Source organism: Vibrio sp. RM-41-2B (genome assembly GCF_024744415.1).
In the GTDB taxonomy this organism is placed as follows: Bacteria; Pseudomonadota; Gammaproteobacteria; order Enterobacterales; family Vibrionaceae; genus Vibrio; species Vibrio diabolicus.
The window spans coordinates 165,044-182,324 of record NZ_JAMQWD010000014.1 but is presented as its reverse complement, the minus strand read 5'-3'; the positions used below and the strand labels follow the sequence as shown (position 1 = coordinate 182,324).

The 17,281-nt window shown below is 44.3% G+C and carries 14 protein-coding genes; 9 read left to right on the top strand and 5 right to left on the bottom strand.

The annotated features are described in order from the left end of the window. Positions 1 to 76 precede the first annotated feature (76 nt). The 3 genes from NB463_RS10210 (at position 77) to NB463_RS10200 (ending at position 2,976) form a co-directional block, all read left to right on the top strand. Positions 77 to 745 (top strand): response regulator transcription factor, encoded by a 669-nt coding sequence (locus NB463_RS10210; protein WP_005395631.1) that lies wholly within the window; start codon positions 77 to 79, stop codon positions 743 to 745. Then, positions 717 to 1,958 carry a sensor histidine kinase gene (locus tag NB463_RS10205; protein WP_065646685.1) on the top strand — a complete coding sequence of 414 codons (1,242 nt, stop codon included), beginning with the start codon at positions 717 to 719 and terminating at the stop codon, positions 1,956 to 1,958. Before NB463_RS10210 ends, NB463_RS10205 begins: the two co-directional genes overlap by 29 nt. An 88-nt stretch (positions 1,959 to 2,046) precedes the next feature. Then, complete coding sequence (locus tag NB463_RS10200; protein WP_258432182.1) at positions 2,047 to 2,976, top strand: SRPBCC family protein; 930 nt, start codon at positions 2,047 to 2,049, stop codon at positions 2,974 to 2,976. 147 nt (positions 2,977 to 3,123) lie between these two features. Here NB463_RS10200 and NB463_RS10195 read toward each other — a convergent pair whose 3' ends face one another. The 5 genes from NB463_RS10195 to NB463_RS10175 all read right to left on the bottom strand — a co-directional run bounded on the left by NB463_RS10195 (position 3,124) and on the right by NB463_RS10175 (position 9,755). Continuing rightward, positions 3,124 to 3,579 (bottom strand): hypothetical protein, encoded by a 456-nt coding sequence (locus tag NB463_RS10195; RefSeq protein ID WP_258432181.1) that lies wholly within the window; start codon positions 3,577 to 3,579, stop codon positions 3,124 to 3,126. A gap of 12 nt (positions 3,580 to 3,591) precedes the next feature. Beyond that, a complete protein-coding gene (locus NB463_RS10190; RefSeq protein ID WP_258432179.1) occupies positions 3,592 to 5,370 on the bottom strand; it encodes a S8 family peptidase in 1,779 nt (592 codons plus the stop codon). A gap of 249 nt (positions 5,371 to 5,619) precedes the next feature. After that, complete coding sequence (locus tag NB463_RS10185) at positions 5,620 to 5,961, bottom strand: hypothetical protein (RefSeq protein ID WP_012842508.1); 342 nt, start codon at positions 5,959 to 5,961, stop codon at positions 5,620 to 5,622. Positions 5,962 to 5,968: 7 nt separating this feature from the next. After that, on the bottom strand, positions 5,969 to 7,882 hold the full coding sequence (locus NB463_RS10180) for a tetratricopeptide repeat-containing diguanylate cyclase (RefSeq protein WP_145472009.1): 1,914 nt from the start codon (positions 7,880 to 7,882) through the stop codon (positions 5,969 to 5,971). Positions 7,883 to 8,498: 616 nt separating this feature from the next. After that, positions 8,499 to 9,755, bottom strand: coding sequence for an aromatic amino acid transport family protein (locus NB463_RS10175; protein ID WP_256951680.1), 1,257 nt, complete (start codon positions 9,753 to 9,755; stop codon positions 8,499 to 8,501). A 381-nt stretch (positions 9,756 to 10,136) separates the two neighbouring features. On the opposite strand from NB463_RS10175, the gene NB463_RS10170 reads away from it, so the two are divergent. The 6 genes from NB463_RS10170 to NB463_RS10145 all read left to right on the top strand — a co-directional run bounded on the left by NB463_RS10170 (position 10,137) and on the right by NB463_RS10145 (position 17,129). Further along, complete coding sequence (locus NB463_RS10170) at positions 10,137 to 10,571, top strand: GNAT family N-acetyltransferase (RefSeq protein WP_005395641.1); 435 nt, start codon at positions 10,137 to 10,139, stop codon at positions 10,569 to 10,571. A 293-nt stretch (positions 10,572 to 10,864) separates the two neighbouring features. After that, complete coding sequence (locus NB463_RS10165; RefSeq protein WP_258432178.1) at positions 10,865 to 13,510, top strand: nitrate reductase; 2,646 nt, start codon at positions 10,865 to 10,867, stop codon at positions 13,508 to 13,510. 20 nt (positions 13,511 to 13,530) lie between these two features. Beyond that, positions 13,531 to 14,436: a uroporphyrinogen-III C-methyltransferase gene (gene cobA / locus NB463_RS10160; protein ID WP_258432177.1), complete on the top strand. Its 906-nt coding sequence runs from the start codon at positions 13,531 to 13,533 to the stop codon at positions 14,434 to 14,436. Then, positions 14,433 to 15,386, top strand: a complete 954-nt coding sequence (locus NB463_RS10155; RefSeq protein ID WP_258432176.1) for a glycosyl transferase family protein — start codon at positions 14,433 to 14,435, stop codon at positions 15,384 to 15,386. Before cobA ends, NB463_RS10155 begins: the two co-directional genes overlap by 4 nt. A 170-nt stretch (positions 15,387 to 15,556) precedes the next feature. Further along, a complete protein-coding gene (locus NB463_RS10150) occupies positions 15,557 to 16,474 on the top strand; it encodes a dienelactone hydrolase family protein (RefSeq protein ID WP_256955936.1) in 918 nt (305 codons plus the stop codon). Positions 16,475 to 16,547: 73 nt separating this feature from the next. Then, positions 16,548 to 17,129: an ANTAR domain-containing response regulator gene (locus NB463_RS10145; protein WP_048625124.1), complete on the top strand. Its 582-nt coding sequence runs from the start codon at positions 16,548 to 16,550 to the stop codon at positions 17,127 to 17,129. The last annotated feature ends 152 nt before the right edge of the window (positions 17,130 to 17,281 follow it).

Genomic DNA, 17,281 nt, shown 5'->3' with positions numbered 1-17,281 from the left:
TTTATGAGCTAGTTTAGGAAATTGCCTGTATCTTATTGGGCATATCGTGAAGAGATCGTGAAGAAATGTGATTTTTATGAAAATTTTAATTGTAGATGACAACCACAATGTCTCGGAGACGATTGCGGACTATCTTGAGCTTGAAGGCATGATTATCGATTGTGCGTATCATGGTGAGGCCGCACTGAAGCTAATCGAGGATAATCATTACGATGTAATCATCATGGATATCATGATGCCTAAGCTCGATGGCATTAGTACGGTACAGAAACTTCGACAAGATCAGCTCTGTGGAACGCCAATCCTCTTCCTAACCGCAAAAGATACGTTAGATGACAAAATCGCGGCATTTAAAGCGGGAGGAGATGATTATTTAATGAAGCCATTTGCGATGGAAGAGCTTAGTTTACGTGTTCATGCTTTGGCTAATCGCGGTCCAAGGCAAGATATTGGAACGCTTAAGTTTGCGGACATTTGTTTAGATGCGCGCACAGGCAAAGTGACGAGAAAAGACAAAGAAATTAAGCTGAGCCGAATTCAAACCAAGATTTTAAAGTTACTTCTCCAACGTGCTCCAGCATCGGTTTCGCGCACAGAAGTGATCGATAGTGTGTGGGGAGACGAACCACCCGGAAGTGATGCACTTCGTAGCCATATTTATGGTTTAAGAACCGCGTTAGACAAAGGTTTTGAAGAATCACGATTAGAGACTATTCATGGACAAGGTTACCGACTTAAAGCATAACGAATATCCAAGTATTTATCGCAAGATCCGTTGGGGTTTTGGGGTAATGACGCTTGTGATGTTTACTCTTTTTTGGTCGCTGATTTATGTGGCAGAAAACAAACTCGAAGTGCTGAGTTTACATCACTGGCTTGATACTGAAGCTGCGCTTTATAGTGAGAATTTCGAGAAACAGGGCTGGGATGCGCCATTGCCAAACGTATTGGAGTTCAACTCATATTGGAGTGAAGCACCGACACCGGATTGGTTGCTCTCTTTTACTTCGCCCGGTTTTTACGAATATCTGCTTGGTGAAGAAGACAAACACTTTGTCGTATTGAAACACCCCTCAGGGAAGGGGCTTATGTACATTGTGTTTCAAGATGACTCCGATGATTACCTCGACGAATACGAAAGTTCGCTGCATCAGTTTACGCTACTGCTCGGTGGCTTATTTTCATTTGTTATGGTCGGGTATGGCATTTATATGGTGCGAATATTGTCTCGACCACTAGCGCAAATCGAAGACAAAATCAGCCAAATGTCACCGGATCAACCCGCTTTCCAAGTTGAAACTAAGTTCAGCGAGACACGCCAAATAGAGCAAACTTTGCTGGATAATAAAAACGATATCGCAGGCTATTTCAAACGAGAACAAGAATTTAGTCGTTTTGCATCGCATGAGTTGAGAACGCCAATCATGGTGATCAAAGGCTCAACAGACATTCTAACGCGTATCCCAGAACAACCTCGAGTCGCGCAAAAAGCCATCGCGAGAATGCAGTCAGCTTGTGAAGACATGCGCGTACTAACAGAAGCGTTTCTCTTGCTCGGTAAAGAGAAAATAGAGCCTCAGCATTACGGAGAGCATCAGCTTCTCACTTGTTTACAAAAACAGTTGGAAGAGCTAGCTCCTTTATTTGCCAAGCAAGATTCGAATTACGCTTTGCACGAACAACATAGTGGTGTAGTGACGGCTCCAGAGAGTTTTGTGACCATTGTTATCAACAATCTGATTAAAAACGCCTTTAGCTATAGTGTAGGGGATATTGAAATTGAGTTGAAAGGTCATGCTCTTAAGATCCTGAATCGTCACGATGGTAACGAGACGTACAACGCCGGCTACGGTTGTGGGCTTGTTATCGTACAACGCATATGTGAACGGATGGGATGGGCGTTAATACTGGACGATGATGGTGTTCGATTTAGTGCGAAAGTGGAATTCCGTTCCTAGCTTTGTGCGTCTAACCCACAGTCAAACAAGAAAAAACTGGAATTTGAATTAGACTGAAGTTAGTGACGCGGAAACTTGAGGAACCGTTATGCTTTCTTATCAGGTCAGCAGAAGTATTGAAATTAATAAGAATCAAAGTGAGATTATTGGCTATCTGAAGGATTTTAATAACTGGCCTGATTGGTCACCTTGGATCATTCTTGAACCGAGCTGCGAGCTGACATTCAGCGATAATCAAGGTCACGTTGGAGCCGGTTACCAATGGAATGGTCAGCGTATTGGGACTGGTGCCATCGTACTGGAAAGTACTCAAGAGCATCGATTAGATATGGAGCTGCATTTCTTTCGCCCAATCAAGAGTCACGGAAAGGTGACTCTAATAGTGACGCCGTCACAAGGTGGTTGTTTAGTCGAATGGCAAATGCAATCACGCGTTCCTTGGTATCTGTTCTTTTTGAAAAGTATGTTTAAGTCGATGATAGAGATGGATTATCAACGTGGGCTACGCATGCTCAAAAGCAAACTTGAAACCGGACAAGTGCTCTCAGACTTGGTTGAAATTGGTAATCGAACCCAGCCTCTGGTTCACTACATCGGAATAAAAGGCGAGGCCACCATTCCAGAATTAGGTCCGGTAATAGAAGAACAAGTTCAACAGTTAAAGCAGATAGTTGATGACAAGGGCTTATCTGTGAACGGCGAGTTATTTTGTTATTACCAGTCGATGGATATGCAGAAAGGCACGTTTGAGTTTATCACTTGCTTGCCACTTGATAACGCAGTAACTGCCCCAGAGGGAGCGGTTTCCGGTACCATACATGAGAGTGAAACATTCGTCGTCGAGCACCGTGGGGAATATCAGTTTTTGGGAAATGCATGGGCTTTAGCGATGAACTTGGTTCGTCAGAGTGGTATGAAAGCCAAAACCAGTCCATTAGGGATTGAGCGCTACTTAGATAATCCGCAAGAAACCACGCAGGATAAACTAAGAACCGAAGTTATTTTATTTAAGAAATGACAGGCGCAGCCGGACACGCTCCCCTAAATATCATGCTAGTTCTGTAGTAATCTACAAAAGAAAAAGAGGGTCTCTATACCCACCTATAAAAATGCCTCAGCAATCGCTGAGGCATGGTTTTATCAGCCAACTTCTCTTGCTAGAGAATTATTGTGCACGGTACTTACCGCTGTTTAGTTCAATTTTAGACGTTTTTACCCGGCTGTCTGCGTTTAGATAGTCGCTAATGCTCAGTAGGTCTTGATCTTGAGATGCTTTTAACACCGCAGACTCTCCCTCTGCGAAGACAACTTCCAGCTTTAGCTCTTTGGCGACCGATTTCGCTTCGTTAGGGTTGTTTACCGTGATGTAAACCAGTCCAGTGGCCTTGGATACATTGCTAAACGCATTCTTAAACACTTCATCACCGGCTTGAAGTTTTACTTCTTCGGATAGGCTCCTAGCTGTACCCGTTTGCACCTTGCGATAATCTTGGCCATTAATCTCAACCGCTTCTGAAGGCACGAACAGTTCAGGTGCGGGTTGTTGAGAGAGTTGTTGCTCAGCGTATGCGCTAGCTGTCATCATAGAAAGAGCCAGCATAGAAAATGATATGTATTTCATGTAATTGACTCCTTAGTGTCCAAAGATGCGCATCGACCAGTTCTTAATAACACCTGGCTGAGTGTTGTTTGCCATCGGAACATCATAGATGGTTGAAGAGTTAAAATATGCAATGTAAGAAAAGACTTCGTCGCCATTCGTATCTATTGCTCGTAATGTCCATTCGCCTTTTGCATCTTCGCCATAGAACTGGTTAGACAACATTAATTGGTCTTTGTAGCCAGTAATCGTTGGGTCAAGAGATTGACCAACAAGACCATTACGTGGTGTTTGCAAAACGGAACGAGTCCCTGATGGCGAAACGAGCTCGATAGCTAAGTCGGGCAGGCGAGAGTGGTCTAATGTCAATTTCACTTGAACGGATTCTACCTTCAGATCATCGGCAATAGCTATACTTGATGAACCGCCAGCCAGACTCGCATCGGGTACACTGACTTCTTTAGCATTATTAACCCAAGGCGTAATAACTTGAGGCGGTAAAACACGATTTGTCATGCGAGCACGTTGCATTGCTTCATCCAAATCGACAGCGCCGAAGCCATAAAAAGTATGGAAATCTACGCCTGCAGCGTTTTTCTGCCAAGGAGAAATAGCCTCGTAGCTAACCTGTTCACCTTTGTGGTTAGTAAATTCAAGTTGTACGCCTGGATGCGTTTTATCCGTTACTTTTGCTGTTTCTGCTAGTAAAGCACGTACATCACGAGCAGAAAGTGCATGATTTGTGGACATGATTGCCGCGATGGCACCGGACGTGTTTGGTGCAGCCGACGAGGTTCCGTTCATTGTACTGGTATAGTTACAGTTCGGGTCTAGCTCCGTACCGCCGTGTAAGCCATTGATACCAAGTCCGTCGCTGGTATTTTGCCCTTCTTCACAACCCATCAAATCGGTGGTGACCATGGCAGGGAAGTCTTGCCCATATTCACCTGCTGGTGCGGCAACCCACACGTTAGACCCCACCGATGAGTAACTCGCTCGCGTGCCATCCGAACGTAGTGCACTGGTGATTAAATTAAAGTAGTTGGCGTTGTCATAAGACTGAGCGGAGTTGTGCATCGGCAAGCCTTGGTTGTCTCCACCAGCAAAGAAGTTACTTGGTAATACGAAGAATCTTCCCGCATTGAAATAGCGATAACCATTGCCGGCTGACTTAACAAATACAGCACCGCGTCCCCATGAGTTACTCTCGCTGACATTTTTTATCACGTCCATTTCAAGTTTAAGTTGAGGATCGCTTTCATCAAAAGTTATTGGGTTGATCGGGCTGAAACCATAGCTTTGGTTAAATACACGAACATCGCGTGTGGCTGGGTCCATGCCGTGAGAGATTAGCCAGCCTTCTAATGTCTGGTTGGCTAACCAGTTAAAACCAATAAGAGAAGAGTGAGAAGCAACACCGCGTCCACCTTCACCATTGTTGCCGACTGCGCTGATCAAACCGGCGACAGCAGTGCCGTGACCATTGGTGTCAACCGGATAACTTAATGGGAAAGAAGAGTCTTCGACGAAGTTTCTGCTACCTGTAACTATATTACCTGCAAGATCTGGGTGATCGATCTGCACTCCAGAATCAATGACCGCGACTTTTACACCAATACCCGCAATACCCATTGCTTGAGTGAGCTTGGTGTTTAGGTCGTTCCCAGCGACAGCTGGGGTAGCTGCAAAAGCAGTTTGCCCTGTGTTGTCTAAGTGCCATTGTTCAGAATAGAGTGGATCAAACGCCGAGGCGGCTGGTGCAATGCCTACTGCCAACATAGCAGCAAATAGGCGGTTAATGCGTATTTCCATTTTTGACCTCATGTCTTTGTTTGGAATTTTTTAGCTCCTGTTTCATATTCCTCTAACAGGAATAAACAAAGCTAACGACAAAGAATAAGGACGAAAACCATTTACAACTTGTTTACATAAAAAGTTCGACGAACAACATGAGTCAGTGTTAATTCACTGAAATTATAAGGCTTTTTAATGTCGAATAGCGCACGCATGAAAAGTAAAAAGCAGAAAATACGGTCGTACTGTCTGCTTTGAGAGGAAGGATTACTTAGTTGAAGCGGGTTGAATTGTCGCCATTGGTTTCTTCGGTTTGGCCTTTTCTTTGGGTAACACGTTATCAATCCACTTTTTGATGTATAGCTTATTGAACTCACTATCACACCACTTCTTGTTTAAACCACGTCGGTTAAACTCAGCGCCAATCGCAACTTTGGTTTGGTTGGTTGCACGGTTGTAGTAGAGGGTCTCGCACAACTGAGTGTTACTCATTTGCTGGGCATATACGTTAACACTGCTACTGCGCATTCCCAGTTGAGAGGCTTGATGGTTACTACACGCAGTGAGAAGTGCAGGCGCAAAAATAGCGATGGTTAGGATTTTTTTCATTTTGCTCTTATGACGTCGGGTGAATAACGAAGCGATTTCTTCCTGCTTGCTTTGCGTCATACAAAGCTTGATCTGCGAAGAAAAACCATTGATCCCATTCTTGTTGAATAGTTTTTACGGACAGTCTGTCGACAGCTCCGAGAGAAATTGTCGCGTTTAATGACTTAGAGTCAACCACTAGTGGCGTGTTTTCCACGATATATCTCAATCGATCCAAGAATTTAGCGCAATCTTCAGTTCTGTTTACTTCAAATAATAAGACAAACTCCTCTCCACCCCAACGGATGAGTAGGTCACCAGAGCGAGTCGATTCATTAAATAACCTGGCAATATGCATTAACATCTTGTCGCCAATATCATGCCCATATTCATCGTTAAACGTTTTAAAATGATCGATATCTAATACGGCTAAGGCAAACGTTCTATCTGGGCTTCTACGAGCCATTTTATCCAGCCAAATGGGAAGGTAGCGACGGTTGTGCAGTTGAGTTAATGGATCGGTAGTATTTTCTTGAGTGAGTGCCTTATTAATACGCCTAACGCGCAGTACGTAACGAAAGCCAACGACACCAATCGCTGCGATAGCGATAAAGTAGAACATTTCTCTATAGCGTTGTGAGCGCAGCTCTGAAGCTTGCAACGCATTTTTCGTTTCTAGTAGCTTGAGTTCCTTCTGAGCTAACTTAGCTTCGAGGTCAAACTTAATGTTAATCATCTCTTCGCCGTGAATATGATGAGAAAATTCAGCTTCTAGCTCTCTTAACTGAGTTAGGTAACGAAAAGCCGCTTCAAAATTATTAAGGGTTTGATTCGCGTTTACTAGGACCGACAGCATATCAATGCGCTGTCGTATTTCTAGCTCATCGGTTGATTTAGTTTGCTCAAGTACGTTGATAGCTGTCGAAATAGCTTTATCGTATTGTTCATCTGCGAGGTATGCTTCTGCATATGCTTCATAACAAGGCATTTTCTTCGCCTCTACGTTTCCCGTGATAGGGAGAGCTACGCAACGCTGTGCAACCATCAACGCTTCATCAATTTTCCCTATCGAACTTAACATTTGTGAGAAGCTGGATAATGAATAATGTTTGATGACGTCTGATCCCGTTTGCATTGAGAGTCGTATCGCTTCATTAAAATAGTATTCTGCCTTTTCGCTATCTCCACTGCTTAAGTGAACAATACTTAAGTTTGCGTAGATAACCCCAATGAAAAGGCTGTTGTCATATTGATATTTGCTGTTTAAATAGGTATCGAGTGCTTGCGTAAGGTAGCTACTGGCGCGAGCCCAATCGGATGCATCGATATAGACGGTACCGATGTTATTCAGCGTCATGGCAACTTGCATTTCAAATACGGTTCTCTCTAACAACTCATAGGCGGTTCGGTAATACTTGAGTCCGCTACGTAGTTGATTCCGTGAAACCTCTAAGTTCCCTAGCCAGCGATATGCTCTTCCTTCTAGCGCTAAATAGCCGAGATCGCGGGCTTCAGCGATGATGTCATGGAGTACAAGTTCTGCATTCCAATTGTCGTCTAGTTCAATCATGCTTACCGCTTTATTAAGCTGTGCTTCAGCGACTACCCACGGTAAATTATGCTCTGTCCCAAACTCAATTAAATCAGGCATATCTTTGGGCAGCGGAACGCCTTCGTAGCGCTTTAGGTAAAGGCGCGCAAAGTAATAAAGCGCAAGAGATTCCGCTGACGCATTCTGTGGCGCAACTAATTCATCTTCTTCAATTGAGCGCGGTTTACCAATTGAACGAAAATAGAGATTGAGCATGGAGCTGCTTTGAGGAGAAATGTGTTCTTCCAGATAGCTCTGTTTTTCTGTGTTGGCAAGTACATGGGTTGGATGGAAGAAGAATCCAAGTACTGAGAACAGCGCGCAAGTTAGCGTTTTAATCGGAAAGTGCATGAGCTTATTAATAAAATGTGATCTCGTTTAACCCTAATACTAGGTAAGTCTATCACTTCTTATTGGCTAAGTGCGGATGGATTCCGAGTTACAAACGGCTTGTGAAGAAAGTTTCGCGAAAGGTGAGGCTAATATTATGATTTATAATGATAAATCTGTTCAAAAATGGAAAGATTGATTTAACGACAAGATAAACAGTGCGAAGAATCTAGTGTGTCGAACATTGTTAGTGGTGTAAGTTTCATCATTTAGTCGGTGCGATTCGCATCTCGAAAGATGGCTGATTCGCTAAAAAATTATCTTTCTGTCATAAATATTTAATGTTTGTATGGGTTGTTAAAAAACTCGATATTAGACATAGTGTTATTAAGCCAATAAAAAATGGCTTTTATAATAAACAGGAGATTAACTATGCATAATGAAATGATTCAACCTTCACACTTCGGTATTATTGGCCGCACTTGTATCGCTTCAGTACTTATGATTGCGGGCGTTTTTGCTCTTATCTAAGAGTCAATGGTAACGATGGCTACCCGCTTAAGAGTAAGAAAATTCAGGGAATCACCTTAATCTCGTATAAGGTATTCCCCTGAAAATCCAACCTAATAACTACTTTTTAGCTGAAGAAGCTAAAAATCAATGCACTTACCGCTACAATGCCCGCAGTTAAAACAAAGTAAGTTGAGCCATTCCCACGATATTGTTTCAATGCATCGATTTTGTATACCGCTAACATTGGCATAATAAATAAGATCATCGCGATAACAGGCCCTGACAACGCTTCCATCATACCAAGAATGCTTGGGTTCATGATCGCTGCTGCCCAGATTGAAAAGAAAAGTACTGCAACGCTGATACGATCAACTCGCTTTTCAGACAGTTTAGAGTGTTTAGTAATTAAACCATTTAAGCTTTCGCGTGCACCTAAAAAGTGCCCAAGAAAAGAGGAAGTGATAGCAACAAAAGCTACCAAAGGACCAAGCGTTGCGATAAATGGGTTGTCTGTTGCATTGGCTAAATAAGACAGCACCGACACGTTTTGTTCTTTAGCTTGAGCCAATTGCTCTGGTGACAGCGCTAATACACACGAAAAGACAAAAATAAGCACAAACGCAATTAACATGATGCTAGTGCGTCGAAGAATTACTTCGGATTTCGCATCCGCTTGATCGCCATAATGGCGACGTTGCACATTTGCAAAGCTTGAAATCGCAGCAGCGTGACTAAACGAGAAAATAACCACAGGAACCGCTAACCACATAGTGCTAGCAAAAGCAGACGCTTCAGGGGCGTCCATGATTGGCATGGTCCAGTTTGGTATCAAGTAAAATGAAAGAAAGGCAAGAATAGCCACTAATGGGTAAACCATAATGGCAAAAGCCCGTAGCATGACTTTTTCGCCCGCCATCATAATGGCAATTAATGCAAACACTAGTGCACCTGAAAGCAGAGGGCGAGGCAAAGAAGCCATATCAGCTTGGTTAACCATAAAACTGTCTACGGTATTGGTAATACCGACACCGTAAATTAACAGGATCGGGAAGATCGAAAGAAAATACAGCAGTGAAATAGAGCGACCCGCTTTTGCGCCAAAGTGCTCTTCCACTACATCAGTAAAGTCTGCATTTTTGATCTTGGAAGACAGTACAAAGCGAGCTAAACCACGGTGGGCAAGATAAGTCATTGGGAAAGCAAGCACAGCCATTGCGACTAACGGCCAAAACCCGCCAATACCAAGGTTGATCGGCAGAAATAGAATGCCTGCACCAACGGCTGTTCCAAACAGACTAAGGACCCAATGTGTATCGTGTTTTGACCAAGATGTTGTTGTGTTTAATTCACTGGAATTTAACGTATTTCGAGATTCTTTCACTTAAAACTCGCTTTTATAAAAATAATAATGCGGAGAATGGTATAGGTTTTGGTGTTTGTTATCACATCGGAAGTGTGGTGAATCATGCTGAAGATAAGGGGGGGGTGTAACTTATCAAACTATGAATTTTTTTAAAAACTAGAATTTTAATCTGATATTTAAGTAATTGATTGGTGTTATATTCCAAATTTTTACTAATGGGTGGTTTTTGATTTCGTGGTTAAAACTTAATCATGGATGTATATGCTAAAGAAGTGTTCTCTTACTCATTGAGCCATGGTGCATATTGGAGGGCTAGCAAGTGGCCGGTCTATGAGTCCTGCATTTAGATGAGCTTTAGGTATATACTGCCGCCACAAATGTTAAAGGAGGAATCATTGAATGGACATTCTGTCTGCACATAAAGACGACTTATTGGCTGTGTATACGCTTGAAAATACTTTATTTGGAGAACATGCCTATCCTCAATTTTTCTTTCGGCAAGCTTTTGATTGTTGGGGGGAAAGCTTACTAGTGGCGAAAGAGGGGGAGCAAGTCGCAGGGTATATTTTGCTGACGACAAGCACAAATGCGCAGCAATATTGGATCATGTCACTGGCTGTCGATACTCAACATCGTGGTAAGGGTATTGCGCGTTCTCTGATTGAAAGTGCCATCGCGCCGCTGAAGTTGGGCTCAAGTGTGAAGTTGACGGTCGATCCGAATAATCAGCCTGCATTGTCTTTGTACCTCTCCCTTGGCTTCAAAGTATTAAAAGAAGAAGCGCATTATTTCGGTGACGAAGAGTCTAGATTGGTCATGGAATTAGTAAAGTAACCCTGCACGATAATGAACGAAACTTGCACTCAATCAGTGCGCGGTATTACTTTGCAATAGTTGTTTACATTCTAACGTTTTGTAAATTAATGATTTTCAATCTTGGCACCTCGTTTGCTTTGAGATAAATGTTCATCGTTAACTCGATGCGCCGCTCTCTATAGCAGGCGAGAGCGGGATAGGGTATTACTTTTGAAAATGTACTAACAGCGTTAAAGGCATTGCTGCCTCTCTCGATTCGGGAGAGGCTTTTTTTTTGCCTGTAATTTAGGATTAGTCGCGCAGGAGGCGTTATGTCACAAGGGTGTAGAAAGACAACTTGTCCGTATTGCGGAGTAGGCTGCGGAATTGAAATCAGCAATAACAAGATTATTGGAGATGCGCTTCATCCGGCCAATTCCGGTTCACTGTGTGTAAAGGGTGTCGCATTAGCAGAAAGCTTACAAATGCCTTCAAGATTGCTTTACCCCAAGCTAAGGGAAAAAGAAGTGTCATGGCAGGTGATCACAGACTTAATTGCACAAGAGATCCATCAAGCGAAAGCAGAGTTTGGACCGGATTCCGTCGCTATGTACGTGTCAGGCCAGTTGTTGACGGAAGACTATTACGTCGCCAACAAACTCATGAAAGGTTATGTGGGTAGCGCGAACATCGATACCAATTCCCGTTTATGCATGTCTTCTGCGGTTGCGGCTCACGTGCGCGCATTTGGCGAAGATGTCGTTCCAGTCAATTACGACGACATTGATAATACTGAACTATTGATCATTTGCGGTGCGAATACCGCTTGGACGCACCCTGTTCTATTTCGACGTATTCAACAAGCGAGAGAAAACAATCCTAACCTCAAGCTGGTGGTCATTGACCCGCGTGAAACGGTCACAGCGCAGCAAGCGGATTTGCATCTACCGATTAAAAACGATGGGGATGTGTCACTTTTTAATGGGCTGCTCAAGTTTCTTATCGAGCAGCAATGTATTGATTCTGAATACATAAATTCCCATACCGACGGGTTTGATGCGCTTGCAGAAGAAGTTTCTGATTTGCGTTACGATGTCACTAATTTAACGTCTTCCATTGGTATTTCAGAAGAAAAACTCACGACATTCTTCCAATGGTTCGCACAAAGCCCAACCGCAATCACGCTGTTTTGCCAAGGGGTTAACCAAGCCGAAAATGGTGTCGATAAAGGCAATGCAATCATTAATGCACACTTGGCGACAGGTAAAATTGCTAAGTCAGGTTGTGGGCCGTTTTCTATTACAGGTCAGCCGAATGCGATGGGTGGGCGAGAAGTCGGTGGTTTGGCAAACCAACTAGCGGTTCATCGCGCTTTTGACGCAGACTCTATAAAGCAAGTCCAAGCGTTTTGGGATTCACCCGAAATTGCCACTAAGCCTGGATTAAAAGCCGTCGAGCTGTTTGAGGCGGTAGAACGTGGTGAGATTAAAGTTCTGTGGATCATGGCAACCAATCCCGTGGTTTCTTTGCCTGATAATCAGATGGTTAAGCGCGCGTTAGAGGCTTGTCCTTTTGTGATTGTGTCTGATATTACCGCGGAGTCGGACGTTGCTAAATATGCAGATGTTTTATTGCCAGCGGCTGGTTGGGGTGAAAAGCAAGGCATGGTGACTAACTCTGAACGTAGAATGTCTCGTCAACGTCAGTTTCAAATACCACCTGGTGAAGTAAAACCAGATTGGTGGGCGATAAGCCAAGTCGGGCAAGCTCTGTGTACATTGGAAAAAACACAAAATGGCTTTGCGTTTACTTCTGAGCGGGCGGTATTCAGGGAATATGCGGCGATGACAGGCATGAATGCTGATTCGCCATTGAAGCTCAACCTATCTGAATACGCGAACTTAACTGAGCAAGAATACGAAGAGTGGGTGCCGACACAATGGGGAGGAGAGCGTCCTTTTGCTGATGGCGGCTATTCGCACCCAGATGGTAAAGCGCGTTTTGTCGTGACCAGTGAATCTCCAACGCGTTTAGAAAGAACAAAAGGCTGGTGGCTCAATACGGGCAGGCAACGCGATCAATGGCATACCATGACGCGCACAGGTCATATCGCACACCTTGCCGCCTCTGAGTTAGAACCAACCGTGTACATGAACACACTCTCTGCTACTCAAAATCGCTTGAAAGCAGGACAACTCACTAAGCTGTTTCAGCCTACTTCAAACACCAGTATTTATGCCAAAGTTGCCATTGATGAAGGTTTGGGCTTTCAAGAGCTATTTATGTCAATGCACTGGGCGGGTCGATATGGCGGTGAAAGCAGCGTTAACGCGATAGTAAACAGCGCAAAAGACCCTATTTCTGGGCAGCCTGCATTTAAGTCGTCTTATGTTGAAGTGCAAGACGCAGCGGTCAAAACCTACGGTATGTTCATCGGTACACAGTTTGATTCCGGTAAATTTCTCTACAGCCCATTTCAAGCAGAAAGCAATTTGGGCATTTGGCGCTTTGCACACGATAAGCGACCAAAGAAGCAGAGTTTTTGTCGAACGGAAAAGAGCCGAAGAATTACGATAGATATTGCCCAAGGCTGGCTAGCAGTGGATTACGACCTTGTTGGAGACGTTCGTATCATTCGTTCTGTTTTGGTGGTGTCTAGTGAACCGATTCAAACCGACTACACCAACTTTACTGGCTTGATTGGCAAACCGATGGAGCTATCGCAACTGCTTACCATCACTCAATCGCAAAGCAGTGCCAAACTGGTTTGTAGTTGTTTCCGCGTCACCGATAAACAAATACATGATGCTATGGGGAAACAAGATTGCACGTCACTGACCCAGCTTCAAAACAAACTCAAATGCGGTACCAACTGTGGCTCGTGCGTCTCTCAAATCAAACAAATGGTCGACAGCCATCAGCATCAAAAGGGCAAACAGCAAGCGAGCCAGCAAAGTCTGGCGATGCAAATAAAGTAAGTCATAAAGAGGATAAGCACATGGAAGCGCCTTATCAAAAGTCTTGGTTTAAGAAAGGACAAGCGAGTCAGAATCAAGAACGCTCGTCTTGCTTTTCTAAGCATGACCAAGCAAGCAAACTGAACCAACTTCTAGAAAATCACTCCGCAGATCTAGATGCGAACCACAAAGGTTTTGTCTCGATTGTCGGAGCAGGACCGCACGATCCAGACTTGTTAACCGTGAAGGCAGTGAAAGCGATTATATCGGCAGAGGTATTGCTATACGACCGTTTGGTTAACAAAGATATTTTGGAGTTGGCTTCGCCACAAGCCGATTGGATTTACGTGGGCAAACGATGCGGACAACCTAGTATTGGTCAGGAAGAAATCTGTAATTTGTTGGTGTCGCTCGCTCTACAAGGAAAGCGAGTTGTGCGCTTAAAAGGGGGAGATCCTTTTGTATTTGGTCGTGGAGGCGAAGAAGCATTAGCACTCGTCAAACACTCTATCGCTTACGAAGTCATCCCCGGTATTACTGCTGCGATTGGATGTTCAGCAAACAGCTTGATTCCGCTGACTCATCGTGGCGTTGCTCGCAGCGTTACCTTTGTTACAGGGCAAGTGGTAACAGGCGCATTTGAAGCGTGGAGCCAACTGATGCAAAGCGGACAAACATTGGTGTTCTACATGGGATTAGAAAAATCGGCAGACATACAAATCGGTTTAATCGACGCTGGTTTGAGAGAAGATTTCCCTGTCGCGATCATCACTCATGGTTGCAGCCCTCAGCAACAAGTTCATGTTACCCAACTCAATCAGCTCAATGAGTTATCGATTACACTTAAAGGCGTGAGCCCAGCATTGATTGTGATGGGAGAAGTTGTCAAACTGCGCGAACAACTAATAGAAACCGTACAGTCAGTGACGGAATACGAGGGAATATGAGCAGCATTTTGGAGTGTATCAGAACAGTCGGTCGTGGCGAACGTGGTAGAAAACCACTGAACTTTGACCAAGCGTTTCGAGTTATGGATGAATACCTAAACGGTGAGTGCGACGACGATCAGATGGCGATGTTATTGATGCTTATCCGCGTACAAAATGAGACTCAACAAGAAATCGCTGGCTTTGTGAAAGCATTCCAATCCCGCATGCCTGCCATTGGTGCAGACATTGACTGGCCATGTTACGCCGGTAAGCGAGAATCAGCAGGTCAGCCTTGGCACCTGTTAGCAGCGAAGATCCTTGCCGACAATGGTCATAAAGTGCTGATGCATGGCTATCACGACCATCAATCTGGACGTTTACACGCAGAAGATTACCTGGATAAGTTTGCTATCGATAAAGCGGAATCAGCAGAAGAAGCAAAGCGTGTGTTAGAAACACAAAACATCGTTTATCTACCGCTGAGTGCGTTTGCTCTACAAGCAGAAACCATGATCGGTTGGAAGAATCGTTATGGGCTTAGAACGCCGATTAATACCGTGGTTCGTGCATTGAATCCGGGGCAGGCGACGGTTGGTATTCGTGGTAGCTTCCATCCTGGATTCCAACAACTTCATGCAGAAGTCGAATATGAAATCGGTCAAACCGCTCACGCCGTTGTGTCATTCAAAGGGCAATCGGGCGAATCAGAATACAACCCGAAAGTAAGCCAAACGGTATGGTTAAGCCAAACAAGCGGCGTGACATCGCACTACTGGACGGAGCAAATGCTGTCTGAGGTGCCAATGCCTACGAACTGTCCGTTTGGGACGTCAGAAGATGACATGAACCAAATGGCGAATACGGTTTTGGCAACGATGACAGTTGTGCTCTTTGCTCAAGTGCATGATAGGGAACAGGCCTTTGAACGTGCGTTTACTTATTGGGAAAACTATTGTTGTGGCAGTTAATCCTGTGACGAGCTAACCGCGAAACGTTGTTGGATCGGAATCCTTTATCTATTGTTTGTGTAAGCTTGTCAGTGATGTATTTATCACTTGAAGTGTCTCACAGCTGGTTGGGGCAAACATCAGTGAGGCCTGATGAGTTTACTTTTCGATAAGAAATGAGGACAAGGATAATGGTTCTAAAGCACTCAAATTCTAACAACAAGGCGTCACATCCCATTCCACAAGAAGCTTTCGATTGGTATGACGAATACGCACATGGCAAAATCTCTCGTCGAGAGTTTCTCAACCGTCTTGGTGGCCTCGCTGTTTTAGGTTTTAGTATGACGGCCCTGGTTGATGCTCTGACTCCAAATTATGCACTTGCAGAGCAAGTTTCCTTTAATGATCCTGAGATCAAAGCAACCTATGAAACCTTTGCCTCGCCCAATGGACATGGGAAAGGTAGCGGCTATTTGGTTGTGCCACAGAAGAAGACCTTAAAATCGCCGACAGTGTTGGTGATTCATGAAAATCGAGGTCTAAACCCATACATCAAAGATGTCGCCAGGCGACTCGCGAAAGATGGCTTTATTGCTTTTGCTCCTGACGCGCTTTATCCACTCGGTGGCTATCCGGGGAACGACGATGAAGGTCGCGCCATGCAGAAAGAGATGGACAGAGCCAAGATCGAACAAGATTTTATTGCTGCTGCTAATTTCATTAAACACTACGAGGGTGGGAACGGTAAATTGGGCGCAGTTGGGTTCTGCTTCGGTGGATACATCGTCAATATGCTTGCAGCGGTAATGCCAGAAGAGCTGGATGCAGGTGTGCCTTTCTACGGAACACCAGCGGCGCAAGAGATTCAAAAGCAGGTCAAAGGGCCGTTGATGATTCACTTCGCAGGGCTCGATAAGCGCGTCAACGACACATGGCCTGCCTATGAGCAGCAATTGATCGCGAACGATGCGCAATATCAGGCGTTAATGTATGAAAACGTCAATCATGGCTTCCACAACGACTCAACGGCACGCTACGCACCAGAAGAAGCGGCGCTCGCGTGGGAGCGCACACTAGGTTTCTTCAAAGAACATCTCGCCTCTAGTTAAAACGCTTCAACTTTAATTGGCACAGTCCTTGTTATGTCTCTCTTAGTGAGTGAGATATAAACAAGGAATGTGCATGACTCAATCAACGTCAAAAACACCCATCATAGTGTGCTGTGATAGCCTTCAAGAGCAGGCTCGACTGTCCGGCTTGTTGAGCAAAGATTACGACAACATCGTTGGCTGCCAATTGGCACAACTAGAAACGCTGATGCAGAGAGAGAGCACTGCAAGCGTTGTAGTCGGATGGCAGCAGCCGACGGCGGAACTGCGTTTGATTGTCGATTTCTGTCGCAGAAAATCGGCACCACTCCTTATCGTGCTGAAGCAACTATCATCTAATGATATCAATCGCTTATCTGAAAAAATGGATTATGTTCTCATGCCGAACGATAGCGAGTTTGCACTTCAACCTTGGATTGAGCATGCGACATTAGTGAGAGCGAAATTCGAAAGTATGCAATCGGAAATTGAATCGCTGACCCATAAGATCGAAGAGCGCAAGCTGGTGGAAAAAGCCAAAGGTCTGCTGATGAAGATGCACAGCGTTGATGAAGAGCAAGCTTATAAAGCGCTTAGAAATTCAGCCATGCAATCGAGCCAAACGCTCGCACAAGTTGCCAAGAATTTGATTATAACTTTGGAGGTACTTGATTAGTTGCCTTACCACTTTGGGGTTAGAGTGTGTTTTCTAACGTGGTGCGTGTTGCACTAACAGCAAGCAAAAACAGTTGTTTGGTAATCGGGGTAAACTCTAATGTGCTGTATTTAAAGTAGAAAATAAGTTGGCACAGTACTTGGATTAGTTAA